Below are 14,110 nucleotides of genomic sequence, written 5' to 3'. Positions count from 1 at the left end.
AGAAGAGCAGTGCGACAAGAGAGGGAACCGTCCGGAGGCGTCGACAAAACAGACGGCCGCATGAACGGTTCGTTTCGCGCAAAGGGCCCAGGCCGGTTGAGTTGCGCAGCCCCCTCAGACCGGGGCTCCTCTACAGTTCCATCCGACGCGTAGCGGGGTCTGAGAGTCGCCCTACGCGCGTCGACGTATGCTCATCAAACCCCAGGCGGCACACGCATCGCAAGGTCTGCCGCAGGCTCGCCGGTCGGCGAGCCCTTGCCATCGCTCGCCGACCGGCTCCCGAGTTACGTTGCAGATTCAAGTGAAGCGCGGCGCTGCGCGCCGCTAAACAAGCAGGCCGATTGCTTTCGCGTAGTTCCGGAGCTTCAGAAGGACGTAGTTGGCGATCGCTGCCTGTCCTGTCTCGGTGCGCCACATCACCTCGAGTCGGATCCGCTCATCGCCACGAACGAGCAGTATGTCGCTCGTATACGTGTAGTCAGTGCCGATGACTACCTCGAGCTCGTAACTGTCAGCCAGCCCCGCAGCCACAACGGCCTCGGCCAACGCGCGATTGAGCAAGCCGTCCTGCTTCTGAGCGATAGTCGCCAGTCCGCGGTACGCGTTCAGCGTGCTTCCGCCCGGACGACCGCCGCGACGCCTCGGCCCCAAGGACTTCCCACTGAGAATGAGGCCGAGCTGACTCGTCTGGATTCGCGAGATCGCCGACTTGTCGCGGTTAGTGGACAACCCGGCTGCAACCATCGCCTGCCTGAGTGGCTCGTCCGCGAACGCGCGTGCAATAGCCAGCACGGCGAGAATCTCGACGTGCAGGATCTTCGCGTCAAGCACCGTCCCGAGGATGCCGATCGTGTCGGGCTGCTCCCTCAACTCGCTGACTACGTTGGCGTTCGTCGCAGTCAGCAGTCGATCGACGTCGGCATAGGCCAAACCGCCACGTGTGAGTGCCGCAACATCGCCCTCCGGATCGTTGGACGCGATGACAATCGTCCACACCCGGGGCTGCTCGTTCGTCAGCAACTCGCGCACGTGAGCGCCGTTCTGGATCAATTTCGCGCGAAGCAGGGTCAGGTAGTCCCCGACCGTAAGCGCCTCGTCGACCAGCGCGGCGGCAGCCTCGTCCGAGACCCCCAGCGCGGTTAGCGACGCGCCCTCGTTCAGCGCGGCGACCGTCTTCTCGGCGATTTGAACGTAGTCAGTTTTCGGTGGGCCGGAGAAGTGGATAATCGGTTTTGGCGACAGCAGAGCGAGACCGCCGAGCCGATCGCCGAGTGCCACGAGCGCTGCCGCCAGCTCATCCGTGTTCGTCGGCCAGACGACCAGGGTGTTGGCACCCTTGGGCGACCTCACGAATTGGTTGATCGCGTGCATTGACGACTCCAGAGCGGCCTCGCTCACGTCAAGCAGCGCCTCCCTTCCCTCGATGACTACGACGCGCGCAGCGTCGACCTTGGGAAGCGCTCCGAGAGCAACTGCGATGTCCGCGTCGAAAGGCACCCGCTCGGTGGAGACGGGGGACTTGAAGAGACCGATCGTGTCGAGGAATGTGGACTTGCCAGATCCGGCGGCGCCTCGCAGCACCCAGAACCCCCCGCGGCCTGCGCCCCTCATGTCGGCGAAGCGCGCTGCAAACTCGTCCAGCATCGGAACGACCGGGTTGATCACCGTCCGCAGTTGACCCGTGCCGACTTCGCGAAGCTGCTCGAAACGGTCAGGAACGTAGAGTTCTTGGCGGCTCGCGACCTGTGACATAGGGCGAGTATTACAGATCGCTTCGGGGGTCGGTTTACGAACTGGCGAGGTTCGAGATCGCCGTCGTGCCGCCGTCGGCCCAAGCGACGGTGTGGTCGAGGTCGGTGCGGTGCGCGCTCGCGCCGCAGCCGGGGAACCGGCAGGTCTGGTCGCGATGCCGCAGCAACCGCCGCGTCGACGCGGTGGGCTGGTAGCTGTCGGTGGCGACGACGGTGCCGCGCACGGGATCGGTGCAGAGCCGCGACCAGCTCGGCGCCTCGGCGGCGAGGCGCCGCGCGGTCGCGGCGTCGACGGGCGTGCCGGCGAGGAGCCGCGCCTCGCCGCCGAGGGCTCGTCGTCGATGCCGGCGAGCGTCGTCGCGGGGATGACGACGGCGACCTCGGCCCGGATGCCGTCGGTCGCGACACCCGTGGCGTCGCCCGTGAGCAGCAGGTCGCAGAGGGCGTCGGCCGGGCGCTGGTCGATGGTCCGCGGATCCTCGGCGCTCGCGGTGCGCGCGATGCGGGTGAGGCGATCGACGACGCCGTGCGCCAGCAGCGTCGGCACCGTCGCCCGGAGGATCGACATGCCGTCGTCGAGATCGGTGACCGAGACGCCGCGGCGCGCACGGGCAGCGCGGTGGCGCTCCTCGAGCGGCCGCTCGAGGAGCAGGGCGAGCTCGCGGCGCGCGATCGCGCGGAGGCGGCCCGGCGTCGTCCGCTCGGCGGGCGGCAGCAGCGCCGCCTCGAAGGCGTCGCGGGCCTCCTGCGCCTGCAGCGGCAGCCCGATCTCGGCCATGACGCGCAGGTGGCCGCGATGGATGCGGGCCTCGCCGAGGGCGCGGAGCGTCGCGGGCCAGGCGGCGGTCTCGACCATCGCGTCGCCGACCTCCGCCTCGACCGTGCGGTCGGCGCGGCGCTCGCGGGCGGCGAGCAGGTGCGCGCGCATCGCCTGCAGCGAGGCGATCGCCTCGCCGATGCGGACGACGGCCTCGAGCGCGTGCTCGGCGACGGCCGCGGTGGAGGCGCTGGCGGGCTCGGCGGGGGATGCCCCGGGTGCCGCGATCGCCGTCGTCCTGCGGGCAGTCGAGCATCGGCCGCTGACATCTGGGCGGGTCCCGTGACGCGTGCCGGCTGCGCCGGCGCGCTCCTCGACCGGCGGGTGACGACGCGTCGTGACTCCCGCGGCCGCCGACGCCGCCCCACGACAAGACGGAGGGCCGACCCCCTGACAGGTCGGCCCTCCGCGGTTCGTGTGCTGCTGGATCAGCCCTGGAGCGACGGCGGCATGAGCACCGTGTCGATCAGGTAGACCGTGGCGTTCGCGGTCTGGACGCCGCCGCAGATGACGGTCGCGTCGTTGACCATGAGCGAGTCGCCCTCGCCCGTGACCTCGAGGTCCTCGCCCTGCACGGTGGTGTGCATGCCGGCGATCGCGTCGGGCGCGATCTGGCCGGGGACGACGTGGTACGTCAGCACGGTCGAGAGCGTCTCGGCGCCCTCAGGCGTCTGGAGCGTCTCCACCGTCTCGGCGGGCAGCGCGGCGAAGGCGTCGTCGACCGGCGCGAAGACCGTGAACTCCGAGCCGTTCAGCGTGTCGACGAGGTCGACCTCGGGGTTCAGCTGGCCCGACACCGCGGCGACGAGCTGCGTGAGGAGCGGGTTGTTCGAGGCGGCGACCGCCACCGGGTCCTGCGACATGCCGACGATCGAGCCGGCGCCGTCGGGCACCTCCTCGTCGTACATCGAGCAGCCGGCGCCGACGAGGTTGTCGTAGGCCGGGTCCATGGCCGCCTCGGTCTCGGGCGCCGTGGTCTCCATCGACTCGCCCGAGGGCTCCATGGTCTCCTCCGTCGAGCCGCCCATCGAGCAGCCCGCGAGGATGAGCGTCGCCGCTCCTGCGAGCACGAGGCCGGCCATCGCCGGGTTCTTCTTGGTGAGCATCGCTGCTCTCCTTCCCTGGTTCGGATCCGGCCTGTGCGAGCCGGTGTCATCGAGGCTTCGGAGCCCCTCAGGGGTCGGATGGGTGCGATCTTCGAAACTCAGCGCATTCCCAGGAAACCGGAGCGCCGCGTCCGAGTCCGATCGAGTCCGAGCTGCGGGTGTCGGGCGCGCACCACCCATCCGCCCCGCGTTCCGCGCCGAACCCCCGGCAACATCAAGGAGGCAGCATGCTCGCGCTCATCGGATTGCTCGGCGGCTTCATCACCGGCATCTCGCCGTGCATCATCCCCGTGCTCCCCGTCATCCTCTTCTCCGGCGGCATGCAGTCCGCGCGGGCACCGAAGGCGACCGACGCGGCGGAGACGGCGGACCAGGCAGGATCGGGCGCGGGCGGCGTCGCCGTCGCGACCAGGGCCGAGCGGAAGGCCGCGAAGCCGGTCTCGCGCTGGCGCCCCTACTTCGTCATCTCGGGCATCGTGGTCAGCTTCACGCTCATGACCCTCGCGGGCAGCCTCGTGCTCAGCCTCCTCGGCCTCCCGCAGGACGTGCTGCGCTGGGCCGGCATCATCGTGCTGACCCTCATCGGCATCGGGCTCATGGTGCCGCAGGTGCAGCACCTGCTCGAGAAGCCCTTCCAGCGCTTCCCGCAGATGCAGACCTCGAAGCTGCAGGGCTTCCCGCTCGGCCTCGCGCTCGGCGCCGTCTACGTGCCGTGCGCCGGCCCGGTGCTCGCCGCGATCACCGTCGCGGGCGCCACCGGCCAGATCGGCGTCGACACCGTCGTGCTCACCGTCTCGTTCGCGATCGGCGCCGCACTGCCGCTGCTCTTCTTCGCGCTCGCCGGCCGCGGCCTCGCCGAGCGCATCGCCGCGTTCCGCAAGCGCCAGGGCGTCATCCGCATCGTCTCCGGCGCGCTCATGATCCTGCTCGCGCTCGGCCTCGTCTTCGACCTCCCCGCCCGCCTGCAGCGCCTCGTGCCCGACTACACCTCGGCCATCCAGAACGCGATCGCCGACAACGAGGACGTGCAGTCGGCCATCCAGATCGGCGGGCTCGAGAACGACGAGAACCGCGACCTCGACCTCTGCGACCCCGGTGCCACGGAGCTGCAGGAGTGCGGCACGGCGCCCTCGATCCGCGGCATCGAGTCGTGGTTCAACACCGAGGGCGACCAGCCCATCGACCTCGCGGACCTCCGCGGCCAGGTCGTGCTCGTCGACTTCTGGGCCTACTCGTGCATCAACTGCCAGCGCTCCGCGCCCCACATCAACGCCTGGTACGACGCGTACCAGGACGCGGGGCTCGAGGTGATCGGCGTGCACAGCCCCGAGTACGCCTTCGAGAAGGAGCGCCAGAACGTCATCGACGGCGCCGAGGCGCTGGGCATCGAGTACCCGGTGGCGATCGACAACAACCTCTCCACCTGGACGAACTACCGCAACGCCTACTGGCCGGCCCGCTACCTCATCGACGCCGACGGCACCGTGCGCAACGTGCACTTCGGCGAGGGGCAGTACCAGGAGGGCGAGCGCATGCTGCGCGAGCTGCTGCAGCAGGCGAACCCCGACGTGCAGCTGCCGCCCGTGACCGAGACCTCCGACGACACGCCCTCGAACGCCGACATCACGCCCGAGTCGTACCTCGGCACGACGAAGGTGCAGAACTTCGGCGGCGAGGAGCGGTACTCGACGCAGACCGAGCAGTTCTCGTTCCCGGCTGAGCTCGCGCGCGACACCTTCGCGCTCGACGGCGCCTGGCAGCTCGAGACGCAGTTCGTGACGCCCCGCGAGGGCGAGGCGCGCATCCGCCTCGAGTACAGCGGCCAGGAGGTGCGCATGGTGCTCGCCGGCGAGGGCACGGTGGTGGCGGAGGTCGATGGCGAGCGCGTCGAGCTCGACGTCTCCGGCACGCCGCGCAGCTACCAGCTGCTGCTCGCCGACGGCAACCAGGAGGGCACCATCGAGGTGACCGTGCCGCAGGGCGTGGAGGCGTACTCGTTCACCTTCGGGTGATCGGCGACCAGCCGCAGACACGAGTGGAGGGCCGTGCCCCTGACAGCACGGCCCTCCACTCGTGCTTCGATGCGGTCAGCGCGCTGGATCGGTCGGCTCGGCCCGGGCGTGTCGGGGCCGCGGCCGCGGCACGCCGCGTCCCATCCGATGGGGGCGCCGCGCCGAACCCTCGATGCGCAGGTGCGTCAGGGACACCGGGCGCACCTGGGGGATCCAGGGATGCGGGGCTCGCGCACCTGGTCGCGGCCCCGCATCCCGTCGTCCGCGGACGGGGAGGCGGTGGGCGGCCGGATCCCGACCAGTCGGCGCGACGCTAGGCTGGGCCCTCGGGCGGAGCGATCCTCCCGGGGCGTAGCTCAGCTTGGCTAGAGCGCCCGCTTTGGGAGCGGGAGGTCGCAGGTTCGAATCCTGTCGCCCCGACGCCCTGCCTGCGTCACGCGCCACCGCGGTGTCGCCGCGCGCGACGCGGTGCGTCGCGGGTTCGAATCCTGTCGCCCCGACGTCCGTCGGCCGGCGCACAGCGACGCCCGGACCCGCGCTGGCGTCCGGGCGTCGAGCATCCGGCTCAGGCGATGCGGAACGGCACCGGCAGCAGCGCCTCCTCGCGCGACGACGGGCCGAGCAGCAGCTCGAACTCGCCCGGCTCGACCACGCGGCGCCCCGCGGCGTCGACGATCGAGCACGCCGAGGCGGGCACCGCGAGCTCGACCACGACCTCCTCGCCGGGCTGCACGACGACGCGGCGGAACGCCTGCAGCTCGCGGTCGGCCCAGCTCACCGAGGTGACGCGATCGCGCACGTAGGCCTGCACGACCTCGTGGGCCGGCCGCTCGCCCGTGTTGCGCAGGCGCACGCGGGCGCGCACCTCGCCGTCGACGGGCACGATGCCCGTGAGGATCTCGGCGTCGCGGTACTCGACCGTCGTGTACGACAGGCCCTCGCCGAAGGCGAACGCGGGGCTCTGCGTGAGGTCGGCGTAGCGGTCGCCGTGCTGGCCGCGGATCTGGTTGTAGTACGTCGGCTGCTGGCCGACGTGGCGCGCGAACGAGATCGGCAGCCGGCCCGCGGGCTCGATGCGGCCCAGCAGCAGCTCGGCGATCGCGCGGCCGCCTTGCATGCCGGGGCTCGCGGCCCAGACGAGCGAGGCGCCCTCGACGGCCTCCGGCAGCACGAGCGGCTTCGAGGCCAGGAGCACGACGACCATGGGCGTGCCGGTGGCGGCGAGCGCCTCGAGCATCGCCCGCTGCCCGCCGAGCAGCTCGAGCGTGGCCGTCGACCGGCCCTCGCCGACGAGCTCGATCCGGTCGCCGACGACGGCGACGACGAGGTCGGCGCGCTCCGCGGCGGCGACGGCTGCGGCGATCTGCGCCTCGTCGGGCTCCTTCGGCAGCACGATCTGCGGCCGCGGCTGGCCGTCCGGCAGGACCGGGCCGCGCGGGTCCTCGACGAGGTCGAGGATCTCGGCGCCGAGGGCGTGCTCCACGTCCCAGCCGGCGGGCACGAGCTCGCGGAGCCCGTCGAGCACCGTCGTGATCCGCTCGCGCGGGTGGCCGTCGGGCATCCAGTCGACCTGCCCGGAGGAGCCGGCCCAGTCGCCCAGCTGCGTCTGCGCGTCGTCCGCGAGCGGGCCGACGACCGCGATCCGCTTCGCCGCGCCCGCCTCGGCGAGCGGCAGGCTGCCGTCGTTGCGCAGCAGCACGAGCGAGCGCCGCGCGACCTCGAGGTTCAGGGCCTCGTGGGCGGGCGCGCCGATGACGGCGGCGATGCGCTCGTCGTCCGGCAGGCGCGGGTCCTCGAAGAGGCCGAAGCGCAGCTTGAGGCTGAGGATGCGGGCCACGGCGCGGTCGACGTCGGCCTCGTCGAGCATGCCGCGCTCGATCGCCTCGTGCGCGCCCTCGAAGAAGCCGGGCGTCGTCATGATGACGTCGTTGCCGGCCTTGACGGCCGCGGCGGCCGCGTGCGCGTGGTCGGGCTGCACCTGCTGCTCCCAGACCATGCGGCCCACGTTGTCCCAGTCGGTCACGAGGGTGCCGGTGTAGCCCCACTCGCCGCGCAGCACCTCGCTGAGCAGCCAGTCGTTCACCGTGATCGGCACGCCGTCGGTCGTCTGGTAGCCGAGCATGAAGGTGCGGCAGCCCTCGCGCGCGACGCGCTCGAAGGGCGGCAGGAACCAGGAGCGCAGCTTCCGTCGCGAGATGTCGGCCTCGCTCGCGTCGCGGCCGCCCTGGGTCTCGGAGTAGCCGGCGAAGTGCTTCGCGGTCGCGAGGATCGCGTCGCGGTCGTGCAGGCCGTCGCCCTGGTAGCCGCGCACCATCGCCGAGGCGAGCTCGCCGATGAGGTGCGGGTCCTCGCCGAAGGTCTCGCCGACGCGGCCCCAGCGCAGGTCGCGGGCGATGCACAGCACGGGCGAGAAGGTCCAGTGGATGCCGGTGGCCGCGACCTCGGCGGCCGTCGCGCGCGCGACGCGCTCGAGGAGCGGCGCGTCCCACGTCGCCGCCATGCCGAGCTGCGTCGGGAAGATGGTCGCGCCCTCCCAGAAGGAGTGGCCGTGGATGCAGTCCTCCGCCACGAGCAGCGGGATGCCCAGGCGCGTCGAGGCGGTCAGCTCGGCCGCCCGGCGCACCTTCGCGGGCGAGGCGTGCAGGATCGAGCCCGCGTGCTTCGCGAGCACGATGTCGTCGAGGTCCTCGCGCGCGTCGAGCTGCAGCATCTGCCCGATCTTCTCGTCGAGCGTCATGCGGCCGAGCAGGTCGGCGACGCGCTCCTCGACGGGGCGGCTCGCGTCGAGGTAGGGCGCGGTGGTGAGGTCGATCGTCGTCATGCGGAGCGGTCCTGTCGGGTCGTGTCGGTCGTGACGAGCTGGCGCACCGCGGTGACGGCGGAGCGGGCGTCGAGGCCCTTGCGGCGCATCGCGCGCGCCCGCTCGCCGGCGGAGCGCAGCCTCGGGTTGACGTACTCGTCGATGCCGAAGTTGATGAGCGAGAGCGCGACGCCGATCGCGGCGATGCACAGGCCCGGCGGCAGGTACCACCACCACTGGCCCTGGCGGAAGGCGCCCTGCGCGTTCGCCCAGTTGAGGATCGTGCCCCAGTTGTAGGTGTCGACGGGGATGACGCCGATGAACGAGAGCGTCGTGAGGCCGAGGATCGCGGCGGTCACGGTGCCGACGAAGCTCGCGGCGATGAGCGCCATGAGGTTCGGCAGCATCTCGACGGCGATGATCCTCCGCAGCGGCTCGCCGTTGGCCTTGGCCGCGAGCACGAAGTCGCGGTTGCGGAGCGACATCGTCTGCGCGCGCAGCACTCGCGCGCCCCACGCCCAGCCGATGAGGCCCAGGACGCCCGCGATGAGGATGAGCGGCGGCTCCTCGACGGCGGCCGCGACGATGATGATGAGCGGCAGGCCCGGGATCACGAGGAAGACGTTCGTGAGCGCCGAGAGCGCCTCGCTGCGCCAGCCCGTGAGGTAGCCGGAGACGACGCCGACGACGACCGAGATGAGCGTGGCGATGCCGGCGGCGAGGAAGCCGACGACGATGACGCCGCGGGTGCCGTGGATCACCTGGCTGAGGACGTCCTCGCCGATGTGGGTCGTGCCGAGCCAGTGCTCGGGCGAGGGCGGCTGCAGCCGGGCCGTCGCGTCGAGCTGCGTGGGGGAGTAGGGCGCGAGCACGTCGGCGAGGAGCGCGACGAGCACGAAGGCGCCGAGGATCACGAGGCCCGCGATCGACTTCGGGGTGCGGAACATCGCGAAGGCGGCCGAGATGCGGGCGCCGAGGCTCGCGCGCTCCGGCGGTGCCGCGGGCGGGTGCTCGGCGGTCGCGGTGGTGGCGGTGGTGGGCATCGCGTCGTCCATGGCTCAAGCCTCCGTCTGCCGCGTGCGCGGGTCGAGGAACGCGTAGGCGACATCGGCCAGCACGTTGGCGATGAGCACCGACAGGGTGATGATGAGGAAGACGCCCTGCATGAGCGCGTAGTCCTTCGCGTTGGTGGCGTCGAGCAGCAGCTTGCCGAGGCCCGGGTAGCTGAAGACCATCTCCATGACGATCGTGCCGCCGACGATGAAGCCGATCGAGAGCGCGAAGCTCTGGATCTGCGGCAGCACGGCGTTGCGGGCCGCGTAGCGCCACAGCACGCGGCGGTCGGGGAGCCCCTTGGCGCGCGCGACGGTGATGTAGTCCTCGTCGAGCACCGTGAGCATCATGTTGCGCATGCCCAGCATCCAGCCGCCGAGCGAGGCGATGACGATGGTCGCCGCGGGCAGGGTGCCGTGGTGGATCACCTGGCCGATGAACTCGGCCGACCACTCGGGGGCGACGCCCACGCCGTAGGCCTTGCCGATGGGGAACCAGCCGAGCTGCACCGAGAACAGCGCGATCGCGAGGAGGCCGATCCAGAAGTAGGGGATCGTGCCGAGGAAGGTCGTGATGGGCACGAGCGCCTCGAGCCGGCTGCCGCGGCGCCAGCCGACGATCGCGCCGCCGACGGTGCCGATGGCGAACGACAGCAGCGTCGCGAGGCCCACGAGCCCCACCGTCCACGGCAGCGCCTGCGCGATGACCTCGGTGACGGGGCGAAGGCCGTGGAGCAGCGAGATGCCCAGGTCGCCCTGCAGCAGCAGGCCCCAGTAGTCGCCGTACTGCTCGAGCAGGCTGCGGTCGGAGTCGAGCCCGAGCAGCACGCGCAGCGCCTCGGCGGCCTCGGGGCTCACATCCCGGTTGCGCGCGAGGTACTGGTCGACGGCGTCGCCCTTCATGAGCCGCGGCAGGAAGAAGTTGATCGTGATCGCGGCCCACAGCGTCACGAGGTAGAAGAGCGCGCGGCCGCCGAGGAAGCGCCACGGGATGCGCGCGCCGCGCTGGGTGGCGGCGCCGGCGGTGCCTGCGGCGATGGGGTCGGACGCCGCGAGCGGGCGCTCCTGCGGTTCGACGGCGGTCATCGTGCGCCTCCCTGGGTTCCGGTTCCTGCGAAGTGGCGCTCGGGGTCGGGGGAGGCCGCGCGCAGCTCCTGCGTGTAGGGATGCTGGGGGCGCAGGATGACGTCGTCCGCCGTCCCGCGCTCCACGATGCGGCCCTGGTTGAGCACGATGATCTCGTCGCTGAAGTGCCGCGCGGTCGCGAGGTCGTGCGTGATGTAGAGCACCCCGAGGCCCTCCTCGCGCTGCAGCTCGGCGAGCAGGTGCAGCACGCCCAGGCGGATCGAGACGTCGAGCATCGAGACGGGCTCGTCGGCGACGAGCAGGCGCGGCCGCGAGGCGAGCGCCCGGGCGATCGCGACGCGCTGCCGCTGGCCGCCGGAGAGCTCGTGCGGGCGGCGGTCGATGACCGCGTCCGGATCGAGGCGCACGCGCTCGAGCAGGCGCCGCACCTCGGCGTCGAGCTCCGCGGCGGGCACGACGCGGTCGAGCCGCAGCGGGCGCTCCACGTGGTGTCGGATGGAGTGGTAGGGGTTCAGCGAGGCGAAGGGGTCCTGGAAGACCATGCGCAGCTGCTGCCGGTAGGCGCGCAGGCCCTTGCCCCGGCGCGGTACGGGTGCGCCGTCGAGGCGCACCTCGCCGCTCGTGGGGGTCTCGAGCTGCGTGAGGATGCGGGCGATCGTCGACTTGCCGCTGCCGGACTGGCCGACGAGGCCGATCGTCTGGCCGGACTCGAGGGTGAAGCTCACCTCGTCGAGGGCGCGCAGCTGGCCGGCGCCGCGCACGGAGTACACCTTCGACACGCGGTCGAGCTCGAGCACGCTCATCGCCGCACCACCCCTCGCTCGCCCGTCAACCGGGGGAACGACGACAGCAGCGTGCGCGTGTACTGGTCCTGCGGCGCGGTCCAGATCTGCTCGGCCGTGCCGAGCTCCACGATCTCGCCGGCGCGCATGATGGCGATGCGGTCGCTGATCTCGAGCAGCAGCGGCAGGTCGTGGGTGATGAAGATGACGGAGAAGCCGAACTCGTGGCGCAGGTGCGAGATCTGGCGCAGGATCTCGCGCTGCACGAGCACGTCGAGCGCCGTGGTCGGCTCGTCCATGACCATGAGCTGCGGGCGCAGCGCGAGGGCCATCGCGATCATCACGCGCTGGCGCATGCCGCCGGAGAGCTCGTGCGGGTACGAGCGGCTGCGGTGGGCGCCGACCTTCACGATCTCGAGCAGCTCGGCGGCTTCGGCGCGACGCTGCGCGCGGCGCATGCCGGGGCGGTGCACCTCGAAGACGTCCTCGAGCTGCGCGCCGATCGTGGCGACGGGGTTGAGCGCGTTCATCGCGCCCTGGAACACCATCGACGCCTTATCCCAGCGGAAGCGGCGCAGCTGCTCGGGCTCGAGCGCGCCGAGGTCGACGGTCGTGCCGTCGGCGTCGTGGAAGCGCGCGGAGCCTCCGGTGATGACGGCGGGCGCGGCGAGGAGCCGCTGGATGCCGTAGGCGAGGGTCGTCTTGCCGCAGCCGCTCTCGCCGGCGAGGCCGAGGATCTCGCCGCGGCCGAGCTCGAAGGAGACGTTCCGCACCGCCCGGACGGGCGGGTCGACGTCGTAGGCCACCGAGAAGTCCTCGACGGTCAGCAGGGGGTCGTGCATCGTGGTGCGCTCGCTCTCGCGGAGGGGTGCCCGCGGGGCGGGCGCGGATGGCCCGCGCCCGCCCCGCGGACGTCGATCACTGGTCGTCGATCACTGGTCGTCGGTCACTGGGCGGGGGTCAGCTGCGTGAGGATCTGCACGATCCCCGGCTGCGTCGGGTCGCCGGAGGCGTACTGGTCCTCCTCCGAGGGCCAGCCGACGTAGTTGCGCGTGTTGAACTCGCCGAGCAGCGGGTGCGAGCCGAGCGGGATCGCCGGGACGTTCTCGACGAACGCGTCCTGCATGACGGCGAGGGCCTCCTGGCGCTCGTCGTCGGACGCGGCGCCCGCGTAGGCGTTCAGCGCGTCGGTGACCGCGGGGTCCTCGAAGCGGCCGAAGTTGAACTGCGCGAGGTCGTCGACGATCCACTTCGGGTCCATCGTGGAGGTGTACATGCCGTACGCGTTGCCGGTGTCCTCGAGCCAGTGGATGATCGCCTGGAACGAGCCCTCCTGGCGGGCGGCGTCCCAGCCGCCCCAGTCGGGCTGGTCGACGCGGACCTCGATGCCGAGGGCCTCGTCGAGCTCCTCCGCGATGAGCGCCTGGGCGGTGTTCCAGTCGCTCCAGCCGGCGGGCACCGAGAGCGTGAACGAGACGGGCTCGCCCTCGGGGTCCATGAGGCGCTCGGCCTCCCAGGTGTAGCCGGCGTCCTCGAGGATGCCGCGGGCCCGCTCGACGTCGACGGCGTAGACGTCGTCCTGATGCTGGGGCAGGATCTCGCCCTCGAGCACCTCGCCGAGGCCCGTGGCGCTCCAGACGGGGCTGCTGGAGCCCTCGCGGGCGATGTCGACGTAGGCCTGGCGGTCGATCGTCCACGCGAGCGCCTGGCGCAGCGCGATGTCGTCGAAGGGCTCCGACTGGAGGTTCATGAAGAGCGTGCCGGCGCCCGCGGTGGGGGAGACGAGGTACTGGTTGTGCTCGTCGGCCGCGAGGTAGCTCGCCTCGATCTGCGGGATGAAGGCCTGCGCCCAGTCGGCCTCGCCGGAGACGAGCGCGGTCGTCAGCGCGGCGTTGTCGCCGTAGGAGACGTAGTTGAGCTGCGGCACCGCGAGCTCGCCGCCCCAGTAGTCGGGGTTGGCCGTCAGCGTGACGGACTCGGTGGTCCAGGTGTCGAGCACGTAGGGGCCGGTGCCGACCGCGAGGCCCTCGCCCGTGAGCGGGTCGGTGTTCGGGTCCTCGATGCCCTCCCAGATGTGCTTCGGGACGATCGGCGTGTGCAGGACGCGCGCCTGCGAGGTGAACTTCGAGTCGGCGAAGGTCAGCGTGACCGCGTCGCCGTCGACCGTGGCGCCCTCGTAGTTGAGCCCGCCCGCATCGGCCAGGCGGCCGTCGAGGAACTGGCCGAAGGTGTAGACGATGTCGTCGCCCGTGAAGGGCGTGCCGTCGCTCCACAGGACGTCGGCGCGCGGCACGACGGTCACGGCCGTGTAGTCGGCGTTCCACTCGACCGACTCCGCGAGCCACGGCGTCGTCTCGAGGTCGCCCGTGGGGTTGACGAGCGCGAGCGGCTCGAAGATCACCTTGGCGTAGCCGTACTTCGAGGCCGACGAGTCGCCCAGGTACGGGTTGTGCGACTCGGTCGTGATGGCGCCGTCGGGCTTCGCGATCGTGAGCGCGGCGCCCGACGCCTGCGCGCCCGGCTCGGCGCCCGAGCCGGCTGCGCAGCCGGTGAGCACCAGTGCCGCGGCGAGGCCTGCCGCGGCGAGGGAGGACCTGAGCGTCATTGCTTCTCCTTCGTGATGGTCCTCAGCGAGGGGAGGAGCGTCGCGTGGCGTCGCAGTCTCGTCGTCGAGGGTGGGTCGCGGTGTAACTTACTATCAAGT

General features: G+C 71.6%; 9 protein-coding genes and 1 tRNA gene. 2 read left to right on the top strand and 8 right to left on the bottom strand.

The features are described from left to right. Window positions 1–324: 324 nt before the first annotated feature. Together OVA14_RS12720 and OVA14_RS12715 are read right to left on the bottom strand one after the other, a co-directional pair. On the bottom strand, window positions 325–2,796 hold the full coding sequence (locus tag OVA14_RS12720) for a DUF222 domain-containing protein (RefSeq protein WP_267505595.1): 2,472 nt from the start codon (window positions 2,794–2,796) through the stop codon (window positions 325–327). 200 nt (window positions 2,797–2,996) lie between these two features. Beyond that, window positions 2,997–3,674 carry a fasciclin domain-containing protein gene (locus tag OVA14_RS12715; RefSeq protein WP_267504198.1) on the bottom strand — a complete coding sequence of 226 codons (678 nt, stop codon included), beginning with the start codon at window positions 3,672–3,674 and terminating at the stop codon, window positions 2,997–2,999. A 227-nt stretch (window positions 3,675–3,901) separates the two neighbouring features. Between OVA14_RS12715 and OVA14_RS12710 the strand changes: the two genes are divergently transcribed. Continuing rightward, on the top strand, window positions 3,902–5,686 hold the full coding sequence (locus OVA14_RS12710; protein WP_267504197.1) for a cytochrome c biogenesis protein DipZ: 1,785 nt from the start codon (window positions 3,902–3,904) through the stop codon (window positions 5,684–5,686). 345 nt (window positions 5,687–6,031) lie between these two features. After that, a tRNA-Pro gene (locus OVA14_RS12705) sits at window positions 6,032–6,106 on the top strand. A gap of 145 nt (window positions 6,107–6,251) precedes the next feature. On the opposite strand, the gene OVA14_RS12700 is transcribed toward OVA14_RS12705, so the two are convergent. The 6 genes from OVA14_RS12700 to OVA14_RS12675 all read right to left on the bottom strand — a co-directional run bounded on the left by OVA14_RS12700 (window position 6,252) and on the right by OVA14_RS12675 (window position 14,011). Further along, on the bottom strand, window positions 6,252–8,507 hold the full coding sequence (locus OVA14_RS12700) for a glycoside hydrolase family 3 N-terminal domain-containing protein (protein WP_267504196.1): 2,256 nt from the start codon (window positions 8,505–8,507) through the stop codon (window positions 6,252–6,254). After that, on the bottom strand, window positions 8,504–9,541 hold the full coding sequence (locus tag OVA14_RS12695) for an ABC transporter permease (RefSeq protein WP_267504195.1): 1,038 nt from the start codon (window positions 9,539–9,541) through the stop codon (window positions 8,504–8,506). Before OVA14_RS12695 ends, OVA14_RS12700 begins: the two co-directional genes overlap by 4 nt. 3 nt (window positions 9,542–9,544) lie before the next feature. Next, complete coding sequence (locus OVA14_RS12690) at window positions 9,545–10,624, bottom strand: ABC transporter permease (RefSeq protein ID WP_267504194.1); 1,080 nt, start codon at window positions 10,622–10,624, stop codon at window positions 9,545–9,547. Next, the gene (locus OVA14_RS12685) at window positions 10,621–11,427 is read right to left on the bottom strand and encodes an ABC transporter ATP-binding protein (protein ID WP_267504193.1); all 807 of its coding nucleotides are present in this window, start codon (window positions 11,425–11,427) and stop codon (window positions 10,621–10,623) included. Before OVA14_RS12685 ends, OVA14_RS12690 begins: the two co-directional genes overlap by 4 nt. Continuing rightward, the gene (locus OVA14_RS12680) at window positions 11,424–12,248 is read right to left on the bottom strand and encodes an ABC transporter ATP-binding protein (protein WP_267504192.1); all 825 of its coding nucleotides are present in this window, start codon (window positions 12,246–12,248) and stop codon (window positions 11,424–11,426) included. Before OVA14_RS12680 ends, OVA14_RS12685 begins: the two co-directional genes overlap by 4 nt. A 104-nt stretch (window positions 12,249–12,352) precedes the next feature. Beyond that, the gene (locus OVA14_RS12675) at window positions 12,353–14,011 is read right to left on the bottom strand and encodes an ABC transporter substrate-binding protein (RefSeq protein ID WP_267504191.1); all 1,659 of its coding nucleotides are present in this window, start codon (window positions 14,009–14,011) and stop codon (window positions 12,353–12,355) included. Window positions 14,012–14,110: the final 99 nt, after the last annotated feature.

The organism is Agrococcus sp. SL85, assembly GCF_026625845.1.
Taxonomy (GTDB): Bacteria; Actinomycetota; Actinomycetes; order Actinomycetales; family Microbacteriaceae; genus Agrococcus.
This window is presented reverse-complemented; position numbering and strand designations above follow the sequence as displayed.

Excerpts from the sequence above, each read along its gene's own strand:
- OVA14_RS12715 (WP_267504198.1), bottom strand. The coding sequence starts at position 3,674 with ATGCTCACCAAGAAGAACCCGGCGATGGCCGGCCTCGTGCTCGCAGGA.
- OVA14_RS12710 (WP_267504197.1), top strand. The coding sequence starts at position 3,902 with ATGCTCGCGCTCATCGGATTGCTCGGCGGCTTCATCACCGGCATCTCG.
- OVA14_RS12700 (WP_267504196.1), bottom strand. The coding sequence starts at position 8,507 with ATGACGACGATCGACCTCACCACCGCGCCCTACCTCGACGCGAGCCGC.
- OVA14_RS12695 (WP_267504195.1), bottom strand. The coding sequence starts at position 9,541 with ATGGACGACGCGATGCCCACCACCGCCACCACCGCGACCGCCGAGCAC.
- OVA14_RS12690 (WP_267504194.1), bottom strand. The coding sequence starts at position 10,624 with ATGACCGCCGTCGAACCGCAGGAGCGCCCGCTCGCGGCGTCCGACCCC.
- OVA14_RS12685 (WP_267504193.1), bottom strand. The coding sequence starts at position 11,427 with ATGAGCGTGCTCGAGCTCGACCGCGTGTCGAAGGTGTACTCCGTGCGC.
- OVA14_RS12680 (WP_267504192.1), bottom strand. The coding sequence starts at position 12,248 with ATGCACGACCCCCTGCTGACCGTCGAGGACTTCTCGGTGGCCTACGAC.
- OVA14_RS12675 (WP_267504191.1), bottom strand. The coding sequence starts at position 14,011 with ATGACGCTCAGGTCCTCCCTCGCCGCGGCAGGCCTCGCCGCGGCACTG.